The sequence below is a fragment of the Brevundimonas sp. GW456-12-10-14-LB3 genome, assembly GCF_059424365.1.
This window is the reverse complement of record NZ_JBWKZJ010000007.1, coordinates 34,240-50,841: the sequence shown is the minus strand read 5'-3', so window position 1 is coordinate 50,841 and position 16,602 is coordinate 34,240. Positions and strand designations below refer to the sequence as shown.

Annotated in this window: 13 protein-coding genes; 11 read left to right on the top strand and 2 right to left on the bottom strand. The window is 67.2% G+C overall.

The annotated features are described in order from the left end of the window. The first annotated feature begins 113 nt into the window (after positions 1 to 113). The 3 genes from ahcY to AC07XS_RS04895 all read left to right on the top strand — a co-directional run bounded on the left by ahcY (position 114) and on the right by AC07XS_RS04895 (position 3,343). The gene (ahcY, locus tag AC07XS_RS04905) at positions 114 to 1,505 is read left to right on the top strand and encodes an adenosylhomocysteinase (protein ID WP_182713753.1); all 1,392 of its coding nucleotides are present in this window, start codon (positions 114 to 116) and stop codon (positions 1,503 to 1,505) included. A gap of 24 nt (positions 1,506 to 1,529) precedes the next feature. Continuing rightward, complete coding sequence (locus AC07XS_RS04900; protein ID WP_182713754.1) at positions 1,530 to 2,735, top strand: BaiN/RdsA family NAD(P)/FAD-dependent oxidoreductase; 1,206 nt, start codon at positions 1,530 to 1,532, stop codon at positions 2,733 to 2,735. A 302-nt stretch (positions 2,736 to 3,037) separates the two neighbouring features. After that, a complete protein-coding gene (locus tag AC07XS_RS04895) occupies positions 3,038 to 3,343 on the top strand; it encodes a TFIIB-type zinc ribbon-containing protein (RefSeq protein WP_182713755.1) in 306 nt (101 codons plus the stop codon). Positions 3,344 to 3,346: 3 nt separating this feature from the next. On the opposite strand, the gene AC07XS_RS04890 is transcribed toward AC07XS_RS04895, so the two are convergent. After that, a complete protein-coding gene (locus tag AC07XS_RS04890; RefSeq protein ID WP_182713756.1) occupies positions 3,347 to 5,065 on the bottom strand; it encodes a hypothetical protein in 1,719 nt (572 codons plus the stop codon). Between the two features lie 198 nt (positions 5,066 to 5,263). Between AC07XS_RS04890 and chvI the strand changes: the two genes are divergently transcribed. The 5 genes from chvI to AC07XS_RS04865 all read left to right on the top strand — a co-directional run bounded on the left by chvI (position 5,264) and on the right by AC07XS_RS04865 (position 8,784). Continuing rightward, positions 5,264 to 5,968, top strand: a complete 705-nt coding sequence (gene chvI / locus AC07XS_RS04885; protein WP_054764344.1) for a two-component response regulator ChvI — start codon at positions 5,264 to 5,266, stop codon at positions 5,966 to 5,968. After that, the gene (gene chvG, locus AC07XS_RS04880) at positions 5,937 to 7,562 is read left to right on the top strand and encodes a two-component sensor histidine kinase ChvG (RefSeq protein WP_182713757.1); all 1,626 of its coding nucleotides are present in this window, start codon (positions 5,937 to 5,939) and stop codon (positions 7,560 to 7,562) included. Before chvI ends, chvG begins: the two co-directional genes overlap by 32 nt. Beyond that, entirely contained in the window at positions 7,559 to 7,993 is a 435-nt protein-coding gene (locus tag AC07XS_RS04875) for an HPr kinase/phosphorylase (RefSeq protein ID WP_182713758.1), read from the top strand. The genes chvG and AC07XS_RS04875 overlap by 4 nt, the downstream gene beginning before the upstream one ends. 117 nt (positions 7,994 to 8,110) lie before the next feature. Then, complete coding sequence (locus AC07XS_RS04870) at positions 8,111 to 8,515, top strand: PTS sugar transporter subunit IIA (RefSeq protein ID WP_054764347.1); 405 nt, start codon at positions 8,111 to 8,113, stop codon at positions 8,513 to 8,515. Next, a complete protein-coding gene (locus AC07XS_RS04865) occupies positions 8,512 to 8,784 on the top strand; it encodes an HPr family phosphocarrier protein (RefSeq protein ID WP_054764348.1) in 273 nt (90 codons plus the stop codon). The genes AC07XS_RS04870 and AC07XS_RS04865 overlap by 4 nt, the downstream gene beginning before the upstream one ends. Before the next feature lie 12 nt (positions 8,785 to 8,796). Here AC07XS_RS04865 and AC07XS_RS04860 read toward each other — a convergent pair whose 3' ends face one another. Next, the gene (locus AC07XS_RS04860) at positions 8,797 to 9,900 is read right to left on the bottom strand and encodes a phytase (protein ID WP_182713759.1); all 1,104 of its coding nucleotides are present in this window, start codon (positions 9,898 to 9,900) and stop codon (positions 8,797 to 8,799) included. Between the two features lie 237 nt (positions 9,901 to 10,137). Here AC07XS_RS04860 and AC07XS_RS04855 point away from each other — a divergent pair, with 237 nt between their 5' ends. The 3 genes from AC07XS_RS04855 to lpdA all read left to right on the top strand — a co-directional run bounded on the left by AC07XS_RS04855 (position 10,138) and on the right by lpdA (position 16,590). Next, entirely contained in the window at positions 10,138 to 12,987 is a 2,850-nt protein-coding gene (locus AC07XS_RS04855) for a TonB-dependent receptor (RefSeq protein WP_182713760.1), read from the top strand. A 203-nt stretch (positions 12,988 to 13,190) separates the two neighbouring features. Further along, positions 13,191 to 15,071 carry a PAS domain-containing sensor histidine kinase gene (locus AC07XS_RS04850; RefSeq protein WP_182713761.1) on the top strand — a complete coding sequence of 627 codons (1,881 nt, stop codon included), beginning with the start codon at positions 13,191 to 13,193 and terminating at the stop codon, positions 15,069 to 15,071. A gap of 112 nt (positions 15,072 to 15,183) precedes the next feature. Next, the gene (gene lpdA / locus AC07XS_RS04845) at positions 15,184 to 16,590 is read left to right on the top strand and encodes a dihydrolipoyl dehydrogenase (protein ID WP_054764351.1); all 1,407 of its coding nucleotides are present in this window, start codon (positions 15,184 to 15,186) and stop codon (positions 16,588 to 16,590) included. Positions 16,591 to 16,602 lie beyond the last annotated feature (12 nt).

The following is a 16,602-nucleotide window of genomic DNA, read 5'->3' as shown; positions in this document are numbered from 1 at the left end:
TTAATAAACGGCTACGCCCTCGCATATAAGGACATCCTTATATGTTTATTGCTCCTTCAGGCCTGCCGGGCTATGAGGCGCGCAATACCCCCTTACGGCCAGGAGCCCCTGCCATGACCGACTACATCATCCGCGACATCTCTCTGGCCGACTGGGGCCAGAAGGAAATCGCCATCGCCGAGACGGAAATGCCGGGCCTGATGGCGCTGCGCGCCGAGTTCGGCAAGGACCAGCCGCTGAAGGGCGCCCGGATCGCCGGCAGCCTGCACATGACCATCCAGACGGCGGTTCTGATCCAGACGCTGGAAGCCCTGGGCGCCGAGGTGCGCTGGGCCTCGTGCAACATCTTCTCGACCCAGGATCACGCCGCCGCCGCGATCGCCGCGGCCGGCACCCCGGTCTTCGCCGTCAAGGGCGAGACCCTGGAGGAATACTGGGACTACGCCCACAAGATTTTCGAATGGGCGGACGGCGGCTATCCGAACCTGATCCTGGACGACGGCGGCGACGCCACCCTGCTGTGCGTGCTCGGTCCGAAGGCCGAGAAGGACCCCTCGGTCCTCGACAACCCGACCAATGAGGAAGAAGAAGCCCTCTACAAGGTCATGAAGCGGTATCTGAAGGAGAAGCCCGGCTTCTATTCGGCCATCCGCGACGCCATCGGCGGCGTGTCGGAAGAGACCACCACCGGCGTCCACCGCCTGTACCAGATGTCGGAGCGCGGCGAACTGCCCTTCCCGGCCATCAACGTCAACGACAGCGTGACCAAGTCCAAGTTCGACAATCTGTACGGCTGCCGTGAATCCCTGGTCGACGCCATCCGTCGCGGCACCGACGTCATGCTGTCGGGCAAGGTGGCCGTGGTCTGCGGCTACGGCGACGTGGGCAAGGGCTCGGCGGCTTCGCTGCGTCAGGGCGGCGCCCGCGTGATCGTGACCGAGATCGACCCGATCTGCGCCCTGCAGGCGGCCATGGAAGGCTATGAGGTCCAGACCCTGGACGACGTCGCAGACAAGGCCGACATCTTCGTCACCGCCACCGGCAACAAGGATGTGATCACCGTCGACCACATGCGCCGGATGCGCAACAACGCCATCGTCTGCAACATCGGCCACTTCGACTCCGAGATTCAGGTCGCGGGCCTGAAGAATTTCAAGTGGGACGAGATCAAGCCTCAGGTCCACCACGTGGAGTTCCCGAACGGCAACAAGATCATCCTGCTGTCGGAAGGCCGTCTGGTGAACCTTGGCAACGCCACGGGCCACCCCTCCTTCGTGATGTCGGCCTCCTTCACCAACCAGACCCTGGCCCAGATCGAACTCTGGACCAACAAGTCGGCCTATGAGACCAAGGTCTACACCCTGCCCAAGCACCTGGACGAAAAGGTCGCGGCCCTGCACCTGGGCAAGCTGGGCGCCAAGCTGACCGTGCTGAACAAGGAACAGGCCGATTACATCTCCGTGCCGGTCGAAGGGCCGTTCAAGCCCGAACACTACCGCTACTAAGAACCGCCTTCCGGAGCCGGTCTCGTGAGCCGGGCGTCGTTCGACGTCCTGGTGGTCGGGGCCGGCGCCGCCGGCATGATGTGCGCCGCCGAGGCCGGGCGGCGCGGCCGTCGGGTCCTGGTCGTCGATCACGCGGCCCATCCCGGCGAGAAGATCCGCATCTCCGGCGGCGGACGGTGCAACTTCACCAATCTGGGCTGCGGACCGGCGAACTTTCTGGGTGAAAACCCCCGGTTCGCCACCTCGGCCCTGCGCCGGTTCACGCCCCAGGACTTTATAAAACGGGTCGATCAGGCGGGCATCGCCTGGCATGAGAAGACGCTGGGCCAGCTGTTCTGCGACGGCAGCGCCAAACAGATCGTGCGACTGCTGACCGACGCCCTGGCCGAGGCCGGGGTCGAGCTGAGGATGAGGACCGGCGTCGACCGGGTCGCCCGAAAGGGCCAGGGCTGGTCGATCGGCCTGTCTGACGGATCCGAGATCGCGGCGGCGTCCCTGGTGGTCGCCACAGGCGGAAAGTCCATTCCCAAGATGGGGGCGACCGGCTGGGCCTATGAGGTCGCGCGCCAGTTCGACATCCGCGTGACCGAGACCCGTCCCGCTCTCGTGCCGCTGACGTTCGAGGCGGGCCTGCTGGAGACCCTGGCGCCGCTCGCCGGGGTGGCGGTGGAGGCTCGCGTGGCTTCGGCCCCGGCCGAGAAGACGCGCAAGGCCCGGTTCGACGAAGCCATGCTGTTCACCCACCGCGGCCTGAGCGGTCCGGCCATACTTCAGATCAGCTCCTACTGGCGCGAGGGCGAGCCCATAGTCGCCGCCATGGCCCCGGATCACGACGTGTTCGAGGCGCTGAAGGCCGCCAAGGCGGCGAACGGACGCCAGGCGGTCCACACCGCCCTGTCCCAGATCGTGCCGCGTCGCCTTGCCGAGAACCTGTGCGCGCGCGAAGGCGTGGCGGGCAATCTGGCCGATCTGTCGGACAAGGCCCTGCGGCGGCTGGACCAGGCGGTCAACGCCTGGACGGTGAAACCGGTGGGGTCCGAAGGCTACCGCACGGCCGAGGTCACCCTGGGCGGGATCGACACCGCCGCCCTGGACCAGCAGACTCTGGCCGTAAAGTCCGTCCCCAACCTCTATTTCATCGGCGAGGCGGTGGACGTCACCGGCTGGCTGGGCGGCTATAATTTCCAGTGGGCCTGGTCTTCAGGCTGGGCCGCCGGCCAAGTCTGCTAGAGCCTGATCCGTTGAGGAGGAACCGCTTCGCGGTTCCGCTGAAACGGTGAATCAGGCTCCAGATTGAAGCGAGAGCAGGATCAAGCCGCGCCCTGTGGCGCCACGACGCATGGCGGCGCAGACGCCGACCCCCTAGCTTGGGTTTGCGGAACGGGCCCCTCTGGCGTCGTCGCGGCCGGGTTTCCCCTCCCCTGGGCGTGCGATGCGATGTCGGACCGCACGGGTGCATCGACGCGACGGGTCTCGGACCCCCTGCCTTCCCGTCGCGTCGCACCCGATCGTCAACCGACCGGAGCCCCGCCATGCCCCTTCTGATGTGCCCCAACGACGACAGCCCGATGCAGAGCCTGGATCGGAACGGCGTTCAGTTCGACATGTGCCCCACCTGCCGCGGCGTCTGGCTGGATCGCGGCGAGTTGGAAACCCTGATGGCCTCGGCCGTCGATGAAGGACGCGCCGCCGCCCCCGCCCCCTCGCCGCAGACCCGCCCCTGGAACGCGCCGTCCGACTATGGAGAGGTCAAGGGCTACAGGGACGATCGCCGCCGCGACGACGGCTATCACTACAAGAAGAAGAAGCGCGACAGCATCTTCGACATTTTCGACTGACGCCTAAAGCCGAATCCCGGCGGCCGGCATCAGGGCGTTCAGCGCAGCCGACGCCTCGGGCTCGACGCTCAGGGCGTCCTTGACCTCGGACGCGCGCAGCATGCGCAGCGCTTCCGCCCGGGCGCGATCGGCGGCCGGTCCCAGAGGCGCCGTCTCGCCGGCCGCCATTCTCAGCAGGACGCCCAGCTTCTGCGTCACGGCGGCCGAGGCGCGGGCGATCTGGCTGATCAGGCCGGCGTCCGCCTCCAGGGTTCCGCCCAAGGTCCCGATCGAGGCGGCAATCTCACGCTCGTCGATCTCTCCCAACTGCACCGCGCGCACCGAGCGCTGCAGCCGCGCCAGAGTGAGCAGTTTCTGCGAGGCGTTCGGACCGCCCGGCGTCGATTGCCGGAGCTCGGCCTCAAGCCTCACCGACTTGACGCAGCCGCTCAGCCATCGCGCCGCCGCCCGCTTGTTGGCGCCGCCGGTCACATTCTCGCAAAGCCGCGTCAGATGTTCAGCCTCGGCCAATACGGTCGCGCACGACTGAACATAGGAGGCGACGAAATCGGGCGTGACCAGGCTCCTGGACCGATCGACGAAGGCGTTCTGAACCTCCTCCAGGGTCAAAAGCCGACCCGAAGCGGCCGTCAGGGCCATAGCCAGGGTCCGAAGAATATCGATCTCGCCCGCCGGATCAGCGGGGCGCAGGCGGCGGGAACTGGACAGTTCGCGCGTTATGAATCGGGCCAAGGCGGCCGACAGACGCGGAAAGTCGCCGGCGGCGATCCGGCTGCCGAGCCGGGCTGCGGGGCCGTCCACGGGCGGGGTCAGAAGCCCCATCCGGGGATCCAGGGCGATCAACCGCTCCACCTCCTTGGGCGCCACCATCCGCACGAGGGCCGCCAGACTGGCGCCGAGATCCAAGGACGGCCCCAGGATGTCAGCCAGATTTGACCGGATCGCCAGCATCTCCGTCGCAATCTGCTCGACGACGCTCACCACCAGGGCGCGCGGCGGCCCTTCCGTCGGCGCGCCATCCATCAGATCCATCAGCCGGTCCAGCCGCGCCCGTGCGCCCTGACGATCGGCCAGGGCCTGGGCCGCCACGCCGCCCATGATGAAGGCTCGGTCGGCCGATCCCGACAGGCGATGGGCCACATCGGCGATCGAAAGATCGTCCAGTGACGGAAACTGGCCGCTTCGGCCCGCCTTCATCAGCTGGGAGATCGTGGCGTCGGCCAGCCGCTGGTAGTGGCGCACCATCCCATGCAGATCCTGGCCGCTGGCCTGGCTTTCGGGCACGGCCACCTTCTGAACGGCATGTTGAAGTTCGACGCCCGAGGCGTCCAGCCGTTCCGCCAGATCCGGCCGGTGCAGAAGCTCGAAGGCGGTCACCCCGTGCCGCTTCAGCCAGTCCTCGAGGACGCGGCCGATCAGGGCCCGAGCATGGGGCGCATAGAGTTCCTTGGGCGAGCTGCAAGCCGGACGAGCCGCCGCTTCCGGCTTCTTCTTCGACTTCTCCTCCGGCAGCCCGAGATTCAGAATCGTCAGGCTGTTGAACTCCATCGTCTCGGGGTCCAGCGTCTCCTTGGTGACCCGCACCGCGACGGCCTGTTTGGCCTGAAACTGCTCTTCGGCGGTTTCCAGCGCGGTTTTTCGGTCTTCGGTCGCGATCAGCAGGGCCCAGGCCGCCGGAGCGGTCCTTCGGACATAGACTTCATAATGGATTGGGCCGGCCATACGACCACCCTAGACGCCAAGGCTTTAAGGCGGCGTTGCCCGGCTAAATTGTTAGTTTTTGACCCATCCGCCTATCGCCGTCGTTGAAACCTGCGGCTTGGCGGCCCATCTGTCTTGGCCCTAATGTGACCGTGATCGAACGGTTACGCTTGCCGTGCGTTCTCGGTTTCGGGAACGGGAAGTTCAGGAGAAGACCCCTTGGCCAATATCACCCTGGTCGACGACGACGAGAACATCGTGACGTCCGTCTCGCTGGCGCTGGAAAGCCATGGCCATAAGATCACCGCCTATCACGACGGCGCATCGGGTCTGGCGGCCTTGGAGAGCACGCCGCCCGATCTGGCCATTCTCGACGTGAAGATGCCGCGCATGGACGGGATGGAGGTGTTGCGCCGGCTGCGCCAGACCTCGCAGCTCCCGGTCATCATGCTGACCTCCAAGGACGAAGAGATCGACGAGATTCTCGGCTTCAACCTCGGCGCCGACGACTATATCCACAAGCCGTTCAGCCAGAGGCTGCTGATCGAGCGGGTCAAGGCCCTGCTGCGTCGCACCGGCGCCGACGGCGTCGAGCCCGAGCCCTCGGCCGAGGTCTCCGGCAAGGCGATCAAGCGCGGCAAGCTGAGCATGGACCCGGCCCGCCACGAATCGACCTGGGACGGCAAGCCGGTGAAGCTGACCGTCACCGAATTCCTGCTGCTTCAGGCCCTGGCCCAGCGCCCCGGCTTCGTGAAGAGCCGCGACAATCTGATGGACGCGGCCTATGACGACCAGGTCTATGTCGATGACCGCACCATCGACAGCCACGTGAAGCGGATGCGCAAGAAGTTCCGCGCCGTAGACCCCGAGTTCGACGCGATCGAGACCCTGTATGGCGTCGGCTACCGATACCGCGAAAGCTGATCTTCCCGGCCGCGAGGCCGAGGAAGAGCCTCATCGACGGCCGCTGTTCCGCTTCGGCGGTTCGCGGCTCGGCGGCTTTATCCTCGCCCTCAACCTGCTGAGCCTGCTGATCCTGTTCGGCGGCGCCCTCCTGCTCAATGAATGGAGCAAGGGGTTGATTCAGGCGCGCCAGGAATCGCTGAAGGTCCAGGCCGAGCTGCTCGGCAACGTGCTGGGGCAGCTCAGCATCACGCGAGGCGAGCCCACGCCGGAGCTGGACGTCGGCGAGGCGGCCCGCTGGCTGCGCGACAACTTCGTGCCCGAGGGCCAGCGGGTGCGCCTGTACGACATCAACGGCCTGCAGGTCATCGACAGCTATCAGGTCACCGAAAACATCCCCGGCCAGGCCTTGCCGCCCGCCCGGCCGGCGGGTTCCAAGGCGCCCGGCGATCTGGCGCGCGTCAACGCGCGTCGGGCCGAACAGAAGGACGCGGCGGAGCGCGAGGTGACGGCCGAGGTGGAGCTGGCCCTGGCCGGCGCGCCCCAGACCACGCTCCGGCGCAATGAGTCGGGCGATCGCGTCGTCTCCGTCTCCATCCCCATCCGCCATGTGCGTCAGGTCCTGGGGGTGTTGACCCTCGAGGCCGGCAATGTCGATGAGATTCTCGGCGCCCAGAGGCGCGCCCTGGTGCCCTTCGCCCTGGTGGCCCTGGGAGTGAATCTCCTGGCCTCCCTGCTGCTGCATCTGTTCGTGGCCCGGCCGATCATGCGGCTTTCGGCGGCGGCGGACGGGGTCAAGCTGCAACGGGCCCGATCCATCTCTCTTCCCGATCTGGAGGACCGCAAGGATGAGATCGGCGACCTGGCCCGGTCGCTGGAATCGATGACCGACACCCTGTCCACCCGGATGGACGCGATCGAACGTTTCGCCGCCGACGTCTCCCACGAGATCAAGAACCCGCTGACGTCGATCCGCTCGGCCCTGGAGACCCTGCCCCTGGTGAAGACGGACGCTCAGCGCGAAAAGCTGACCGCCCTGCTGCAGCAGGACGTGCGGCGCCTGGATCGGCTGATCACCGACATCTCCAACGCCTCGCGGCTGGATGCGGAGCTGTCGCGCGACCGCCCCCGCCCCATCGCCCTCAACACCCTGCTCAGCGACATCGTCAACGTCTATGAGACGACGGCCAAGCCCGGCGACATTCCGGTTCTGTATGATCCGCCGGCTCAGGCGCTGCGGGTGGTGGGGCGCGACGGCCCCCTGGGCCAGGTCTTCCGCAACCTGATCGACAACGCCCGCTCCTTCAGCCCCGCCGACGGAGCGGTGCGCGTGATCCTGGAGGAGACGGAGGGGGACCTGCCGATCCGCATCCGGATCGAGGACCAGGGGCCGGGGGTGCCGCCCGAAAATCTCGAGACGGTATTCGAACGCTTCTACACCTCGCGACCCAAGGGCGCGGCCTTCGGATCGAACTCAGGTCTGGGCCTGTCCATCGTCCGCCAGATCGTCGAGGCGCACGGGGGACGCGCCTGGGCGGAGAATATGACGGAGGGCGACCGCATCCTGGGCGCCCGCTTCGTGGTGGCCCTGCCGGCGAACGGCCGCCGTCCGTGACCGAGGCCGCCCCCATCCACGCGACCACGGTGGCCCGGCGCGGACCGGACGAGGCGGCGTGGCGGGCGGTGATGATCCTGGGGCCCTCAGGCGCCGGAAAAAGCGATCTGGCGCTGCGGCTGATCGGACGCGGTTGGCGACTGGTCAGCGACGACTATACCCGAGTCTGGGCCTCAGGCGGCTCGCTTTACGCTACGGCGCCCCAGTCGATCGCCGGGCGGATCGAGGCGCGCGGGGTCGGAATCGTGTCCGCCAGAACACGTTGGATCGGCCGTGTCGTCATGGCCGTCGCCTGCGTGCCCGAGGCGGTCGAACGCCTGCCCGAACCGCAAACCCGCCGGTTCGCGGGGGTGGATCTGCCGCTCCTGGCGCTGGACCCCCGCCCCCCGTCCGCCGTCGAGATGGTCGCAGTCGCGCTCGGAACGCTTTGAACCGGCGCGCAACGAGTCTATGACACGGCCCTTGCGGTCCCGAGGTGGGCGCGTCCGGCCTCCCTGTCGGACAGGGAGAGGTCCGGGGATGGTTCGGGGGATGCGAGTGACGTTCTCATGATTGGCCTTGTTATCGTCACCCACGGGGGACTGGCCTCGGAGTTTCTTTCGGCGATGGAGCATGTGGTCGGCCCGCAGCGCGGGGTGGCGGCCATCTGCATCGGGCCCGAAGACGACATGGAGCGCCGGCGGCGCGACATCGTCGACGCCGCCGCCGCCGTGGACGACGGCGACGGCGTCATCCTGCTGACCGACATGTTCGGGGGCACGCCTTCCAATCTGGCGATTTCGGTGATGGAACAGACCCATGCCGAGGTCATCGCCGGGCTGAACCTGCCCATGCTGATCAAACTGGCCAGCGTGCGCGGGCGCGAGACGCTGGAGGCCTGTGTGGCCCATGCCCAGGACGCCGGTCGCAAATACATCTCCGTCGCGTCCTGGGTGCTTGCAGGCGAGAAATGAGCGTCACCGCCACACTGGACATCTGCAATGCGCGGGGGCTGCACGCCCGCGCCTCGGCCAAGTTCGTCAAGCTGGCGTCCAGCTTCGACAGCGAGATCCATGTCTCGCGCGACGGCGTCACCGTGGACGCCCGGTCGATCATGGGCCTGCTGATGCTGGGCGCCGGGATCGGCTGCCAGATCGAGGTCTCAGCCGAAGGCTCCGACGCCCAGGAGGCGATCGAGGCCCTGACGGACCTCGTCGCCCGCAAGTTCGACGAGGATCAGTAGAACCGGCGGGTCCTAGAGCCCGAGGGCGCGGCGGATGTCGCGCCAGTCCACATATTTGAAATTCTGGGTCCCGACGTCGTTCACATCGTCCTGGATCACCACCACCCCTTCGGGGAAGGGGCCGACCGCGCCGCCGGCGGCGGCCAGGCCGTCGGTGCCGGTGATCCCGTCCACCGCCCCGTCCACGACCTTGAACCGCCCCTGGTATTCGGGCGCCGCGCCGTCGATGCGCCAGACGGGGAAGGTCGAATCACCCTGGCTGGAGGCGATCAGATAACGTTTGTCTCCATCGGTCAGGGTCGTCAGCCCTTCGGCGTCGGCGACAAGGCGGTCCTTGGCGATCGGCTGGACCAGGGTGCGCGCCGCGCCCGTCGCCGGATTGAGGCCATAGCGCCACAGGCCGACGTTCTCTTCGTTAATATAGAGGGCGTCGGTCGCCTCGTCGGCGGCGCAGCCTTCGGAGATCGAACCGATCTCGGCCCGGCGCACCTCGCGCGACGCCGGACGGCCGGCGGCGTCCACGCTCAGGATGAACTGGCGCAGCTCGCCCTCATGCCCGACCAGGATCGCATGGACCTCATCGCCCCGACGCGCGAAACAGAAACCATAGGGTTCGACCACGTCCGTAGCGATGGCGCCCCAGGGCCGCACGCGGTTGTCGCCGGTTCCCGCCGGGTCGAACAGATACAGAGACACCCCCGTCTTGCCCGGCGTGCGGTCGCTGGCGCCCAGGACGATCTGCGGACGGCCGTCGATGGTCAGACCCTCGACCAGATCGACGTTGTTCAGCAGACCCTCCGGCAGGAATTGCAGGATCCGCCCGTCGAGGCCGTAGATGTAAAGACCCGACTTCTTGTCCGTGCCGGCGACGAAACCGAGCGTGGTCTGGCCCCCGACCGTCACCGGGGTTGACGACGCCCAGACGGCCGGGTCGTCGGCGGCGTCCTGGCCCGCCGTGCCGACCGAGGGGGTCTCCAGCACCGCCTGAACCTCCGCCCCCGGCCCCACGAAGCCTTCGCCTTCGCCCTGGAAATCCACCTCATGGGTCGCGCAAGCCGCGAGCAGGAGTGCGGAGATCGAGATCCCGGACCAAACGGCGCCTTGATTGACCTTCATGATATCCCCCTAAGGAATGAGAAGCGCCTGATCCGCAAGACGCCGCACGGCGTCAACGGCGAATGAGTGACGTTTTCGAGACGACAGAACGATGATTCGCCAGCTTACTGACGATTTGTCACACCAGCGACGCCGAACCGATCCGCAAGCGTCGCTGAACCGTCGCGATCCTTTCGCCGCTCGGCGCTAAGCGCGGCTGTATTCGTCGGGATTGAACCCGGCATTGGGGACATCGTCATGAAATTCCATCTCCTCGCGGGCGCCTCGCTCGCGTCGCTCGCCGCTGTGACCGCCGCCCTGCCGGCCCACGCCTATGAGGGCTCCGCCCTGGCCGCCTCGGTCGCCGTCGCCGGCGAAGTGGTTCACGGTCGGGTCACCAACGCCGCCGGCGACGCCCTCCCGGGTGCGGAGGTGGTCGTTCGCGCTACCGGCCAACGCGCCGTGACCAACACCCAGGGCGAGTTCGACCTGGTTCTGCCGACCGGTACGGCGGTGTTGGACGTGCGCTACATCGGCCAGCCCTCGGCCAGCCAGACCGTTAATGTGGTTCAAGGTGGAACTGAAGTCGCCATCGCCCTTGGCGCGGCCGAGGCCGCCACGGTCAGCGACGTGATCGTCACCGGCGTCATCACCGACGGCGTGGCCCGTTCGCTGAACCAGCAGAAGAACGCCGACGGCACCATCAACGTCCTGTCGGCCGACGCCATCGGCCGCTACCCCGACCCCAACGTCGCCGAGTCCCTGCAGCGCGTCCAAGGCATCGCCATCCAGCGCGACCAGGGCGAAGGCCGCTACATCAATGTCCGCGGCGCGCCGTCCAGCTTCACCGCCATCTCGGTGGATGGGGTGGCCGTCCCCGCCGTGTCGCCGTCGACCCGCGCGGTCGATCTCGACACCCTGCCGTCGGACATCGTCTCGACCGTCGAGGTCTCCAAGACCCTGCGCCCCAGCCAGGACGCGGATTCCATCGCCGGCGCCGTGGACATCAAGACGCGCTCGCCCTTCGACAAGCGCCGCCTGGCGCTCAGCGGTTACGCGGGCGGCAGCTACAATGATTACGGCGGCGAGGACTATCGCGGCGGCCTGACGGCTTCCAACGTCTTCGGCCCGAACCAAACCTTCGGCGCCCTGGTGTCGTTGAGCTATTCCGAAACCAACCGCCGTCCCGACAACGTCGAGAACGGATGGGTGCTGATCAACCGCAACCCCGCGCAGGGCGGCGGCCAGATCTGGGGTCTCGAGAACACCCTGTTCAAGGACTACGAGACCGAGCGCACCCGCAAGGCGGTGACGGGCGCCCTGGAATGGCGCCCCAGCGAGGCGACCCGCGTCTGGCTGAAGGGCTCCTACGCCCAGTTCCGCGACGACGAGTTCCGCAACACGCTGAACTTCACCTACAGCGACGGCACGCTGCAACCGGGATCGACCGACACCAGCGCCACCTTCAACAACGCCCGCATCTACAAGCAACTGCGTCACCGCACGCAAGAGAACGACATCTCCACCGTGCAGTTGGGCGGCCAGCGGACGTTCGGCAACGGGGCGGTCTGGGACGCCGTCCTGTCGTTCGCCGACAGCGAGCAGACCTATCCGCACCGTGACGAACTGGTCTATCGCTCGGACCCGGTGCCGACGATGTTTTACAACACGGCCGACCACTATCAGCCGACCTATTCGGTCTTCAGCGACCCGACCGGCTTCTACCTGAACTCCAACAACTATAAATTCCGCGAAAACACCTTCCGGTCCAACTCGACCGAACAGGACGACGTCGCCTTCAAGACCAACTTCGAACTGCCCACGATCATCGGCGGACGAGAAGTCGAGCTCAAGTTCGGCGCCAAGTACAGCGCACGCGAAGTGACGGCCGATGAGGAGCGTTTCCGCGACCGCTCCGCCGCCGCAAATCCGGGTACCCTGGCTTCGCTGCTCAGCGATCGTCCGTCGCAGAACTACGACTATAACCTCGGCTTCAAATTCGACGCCGGTTTGGTGACGGACTATTTCGACCGGGTTCGGGCTGGCTCGACCAACCCGGATTCGGCCGCTGGCGTGCGCCGCATTCCCCAGTCGATCACCGCCGACTACACCGCAAAGGAAGACATCCTGGCGGGCTACGCTCAGGCCAGGTTCGACCTCGGCGCGACCGATGTCCTCGTGGGCCTGCGCGTCGAGAAGACGGACTTCGAGGGGTCGGCGACCAGCGTCGCCCTGTCGGGCGCCCAGACCCCGGTCACGGTCGATCGCGATCAGACGGACTTCTTCCCCAATCTGACGCTGCGCCACAGCTTCAGCGATCAGTTGATCGGCCGCTTCGCCCTGACCCGCGCCATCTCGCGTCCGGACTATACGGACATCGTCCCGCGCGTTCTGGAAACGACCGACAGCGGCCGCACGACCGTGACGCGGGGCAATCCCGATCTGAAGCCGACCCTGTCGAACAACGTCGATCTGGGCCTGGAATACTATCTGCGTCCTCTGGGCGTGATCTCGGCCAACGCCTTCTACAAGGACCTGTCCAACTACCGCTTCACCCTGGTGACGGACAATGTGCCCTACGTCACCCCGACCAGCACGGTCGCCCAGGTGACCGAGGCCCGCAACGCTCGCGACGGCCACATTGCCGGCGTCGAGTTCAACTGGCAGCAGACGTTCGACTTCCTGCCGGGCTGGGCGTCCGGCTTCGGCGTCTTCGCCAACTACACCCTGACGGATGCGGAAATCAAAACCAGCCGCGCCTTCGCCGGTCGCGACACCTTCGCCCTGCCGGGTCAGTCGGACGAAACCTACAACGCCGCTCTCTTCTATGAGCGGTACGGGTTCAGCGCGCGGATCTCCTACACCCACCGCGGAGATTTCCTGGAGGCGATCGACGCGACCAATCCGGGCAAGGATCTCTATGTCGAAGGTCGCGGTCAGCTGGACTTCACCACCAGCTACGACTTCGGCAACGGCGTCGAAGTGTTCGGCGAGGCCAAGAACCTGACCGACTCGGCGGGCGTCCGCTACTACGGGGTCAAGGAACGGACCTATGAGTACGAGAAGTTCGGCTACAACGTCTTCTTCGGCGTTCGCTTCAAACTGTAAGGCTCAGCCGAGCCGCGAATAGAGGTGGCCGGGCGGCGACGTCCGGCCCCTTTTTCGTTGGGGCTGAGAGGGTTGGAACGGCTTGACGAGGCCTGTCGCGATGTCGTGTGGTTAACACGCTAAGTCTCCGCTTCACCGGTTCGCCTTTTGCACGGGGACGCCGATGCGGGGGATGTGAGCCCCAAATTGAGACGGATCGACTGATGTTCCTCGAAGGCGAGGTCAACTGGACCCTGGTGCTTGGACTCCTGGCGGGCTTCGGCAATGTCGCGGCGGTCATCGCCATCTGGTTCGCCATCGCCAACCGGGTGCGCCACGCCAGCGCGACGGATCAGCTGGACATCGTTCAGAAGGTGGCGGAGTCCTCGGATCGCCGCCTGTTCGAAACCCTGAACGCCGTGCCCGTCGCCATGGTGGAGACGGACCAGACGGGCAAGTTCGTCTTCGCCAACCGCGCCGCGCATCAGTTGCTGGGCCGTCGCGACGCCGAACTCCTGGGGCTGCGGTTCCACTCCGCCACCTGGGGCATCACCTTTCCGGACGGCAAGACCGTGCCGCCCGACCTCCTTCCCAGCGCACGGGCTCTGCGGGGCCAGACGGTGCGCGGCTTTCAGCACCTGATGGTCAATGCGGCGACCCGCAAGAAGATGCTGGTTTCGGTGACGGCCATGCCGATCGAGAACGAGCACGGCCAGATCACGGGCTCGATCGCCGCCATCGTCGAGACGGACGTCCTGACCACCCCGGCGATCGAACCGATGACGCCTCCGCCGGCGCCCCCGGCCGCGCCCTCGGCGCGCCCGGCGGGACCGAGCCTGTCCGACCGCGTCTTCGACGCCGCCTCCAGCGCCCTGGTGGTGGTCGGGGCCGACGGCGCGATCCGCCAGGCCAACCGCGCCGCCCTGGTCATGCTGGGCCGCAGCGAGGGCGTGGCGGGGGCCGATTTCGCCGACCTGTTCCTGCCGCCCGACCGCCGGGTCGAGGCTCGCCAGACCCTCAGAGCCGTTCTGACCGCTCCGAGCGAGGATATCCCTCCGATAGAGACGATCGACGCCGAGGGCGCGGCGATCCGCTGGACCCTCCTGCCTCTGACCGACGAGGCGGACGCTGCGGATGCGATCCTTCTGGCCGGCTCGCCCGTATCCGAGGCCCAGGATACGGCCCCGGCTGCGCCCGCCCTCGCCGAGGCAAACGACGATGCGGCCGCCTCCGACGCGGTCGCCGCCGCCCTTACCGCCGCCCAGGCCGAATTCTCCCGCCGTCAGGAGGCCCAGGCGCTCGCCCATGAAAAGGCGCTGGCCCAGGCGGAAAAGGCGGAGCGCGATCTGCGTGAGGCCCTGGAGGCCGAACGCCGCATGGCCAATGTCGGCCGTTTGGCGGGCGGGGTGACGCAGGATTTCGCCGCCCTGCTGAACGTCATGACCTCCGCCCTGGACATGCTGTTGCGCCACTCCGACGATCCTGACCGCGTCCGCCGGCTGGGCCAGGCGGCCCTGACGGCGGGGCGACGCGGCGAACAGATGACCCGCCGGCTGAGCGCCTTTTCTCAGGACGAGGACCGCACCCTGCTGCGGCGCCTGGACCTGGGCGTACTGTTGGCGGGGCTGGAGGGCCGGCTGCGCCAGATCGCCGGACCGGACGTCGATCTGATGATCGAGACCCCGAACCAGCCCGCGCCGGCGCGGGTCGATCCCGTCGCATTCGAGGCGGCGGTCATCGCCTTGACCCGCAATGCGGTCGAGGCCTCGAACGGCGCCGGATCGGTCGCCGTTCGTCTGGCGATCGCCTCGGCCGGCGACCTGCGGCTCAGCGTGCGCGACTCCGGCCCCGGCATGGATTCGGACACTCTGCGTCGCGCGCCCGAACCCTTTTTCACCACCCGAAGCGACGCGGCGGGGCTGGGTCTGTCTCAGGCCTTCGCCTTCGCCCGACAGGCGTCCGGCGCCCTGACCGTGGAGAGCGCCCCGGGCGAGGGGGCTGAGGTGGCCATCACCCTGCCGCTGGATTTGACGCCTGAAGGCGCCGCCGGCGCCCAGCCCGAGCCGTCGCCGCAGGAGCAGACCAGGGCCGAGCCGGTCGTCTGACCCCCTGCAAAGGTCGATTCCGCGCCCCATATGATGCGCGGCGGTTGACCCGTGCGGGGTCGGCGCTAGTGTCCGCGCGCTTTTCCCGCGCGCCAGAAGACCAGAGGATATCATGGCCGAAGCCCCCGCTCCCTACGACGTCGTCATCATCGGCGGGGGGCCCGGCGGCTATAACGCCGCCATCCGCGCCGGCCAGCTGGGCCTGAAGGTCGCCTGCGTCGAGATGCGCGCCACCCTGGGGGGCACCTGCCTGAACGTCGGCTGCATGCCGTCCAAGGCCCTGCTCCACGCCTCGGAAATGTTCGACGCCGCCAACAGCGAGTTCGCCAAGATCGGCATTGAGGTCCAGCCCAAGCTGAACCTGGGCCAGATGCACAAGTCCAAGGACGACAGCGTCACCGCCCTGACCAAGGGGATCGAGTTCCTGTTCAAGAAGAACAAGGCCGACTGGATCAAGGGCAAGGGCAAGATCGTCGGAAAGGGCAAGGTCGAGGTGACCGCCGCCGACGGCTCGGTCCAGACGGTGGAGGCCAAGAACATCGTGATCGCCACCGGCTCGGAGCCCACTCCGCTGCCGGGCGTCGCCTTTGAAGCGGGCAAGGTGATCGATTCCACCGGCGCCCTGTCCCTGCCGGCCGTGCCCAAGAAGCTGATTGTGGTCGGCGCCGGCATCATCGGCCTGGAGCTGGGTTCGGTCTGGCGCCGCCTGGGCGCCGAGGTGACGGTGGTCGAGTTCCTGGACCGCATCACCCCCGGCATGGACACCGAGGTCGCCACCGCCTTCCAGCGCACCCTGACCAAACAGGGCATGGCGTTCAAACTGGGCGCCAAGGTCACGGCCGCCAAGTCGGGCAAGGACGGCGTGGAGCTGACGGTCGAGCCCTCGGCCGGCGGCGCCGCCGAAACCCTGAAGGGCGACGTCGTCCTGGTCGCCATCGGCCGCCGGCCCTATACGGACGGCCTGGGTCTGGAGACCATCGGCGTCACGCCGGACAAGCGCGGCTTCATCGACCATGATCACTTCAAGGTCGCCGACGGCGTCTGGGTGATCGGCGACGTGACCCATGGCCCGATGCTGGCGCACAAGGCGGAGGAAGACGCCGTCGCCGTGATCGACACCATCGCCGGCAAATACGGCCACGTCGATTACGCCCTGGTGCCCAGCGTGGTCTACACCTTCCCCGAAGTCGCCTGGGTCGGTCAGACCGAGGATCAGCTGAAGGCCGCAGGCGTCGCCTACAAGAAGGGCAAATTCCCCTTCACCGCCAACAGCCGCGCCAAGATCAACCACGAGACCGACGGCTTCGTTAAGGTTCTGGCCGACGCCGCCACCGACAAGGTTCTGGGCGTCCACATCATGGGCCCCCAGGCCGGCGAAATGATCCACGAAGCCGCCGTCACCATGAGCTTCGGCGGCGCCTCGGAAGACATCGCCCGCACCTGCCACGCCCACCCCACCCGTTCGGAAGCCGTCCGTCAGGCGGCCATGGACGTCGAAGGCTGGATGATGCAGGCCTGATCCGGCCCCCGT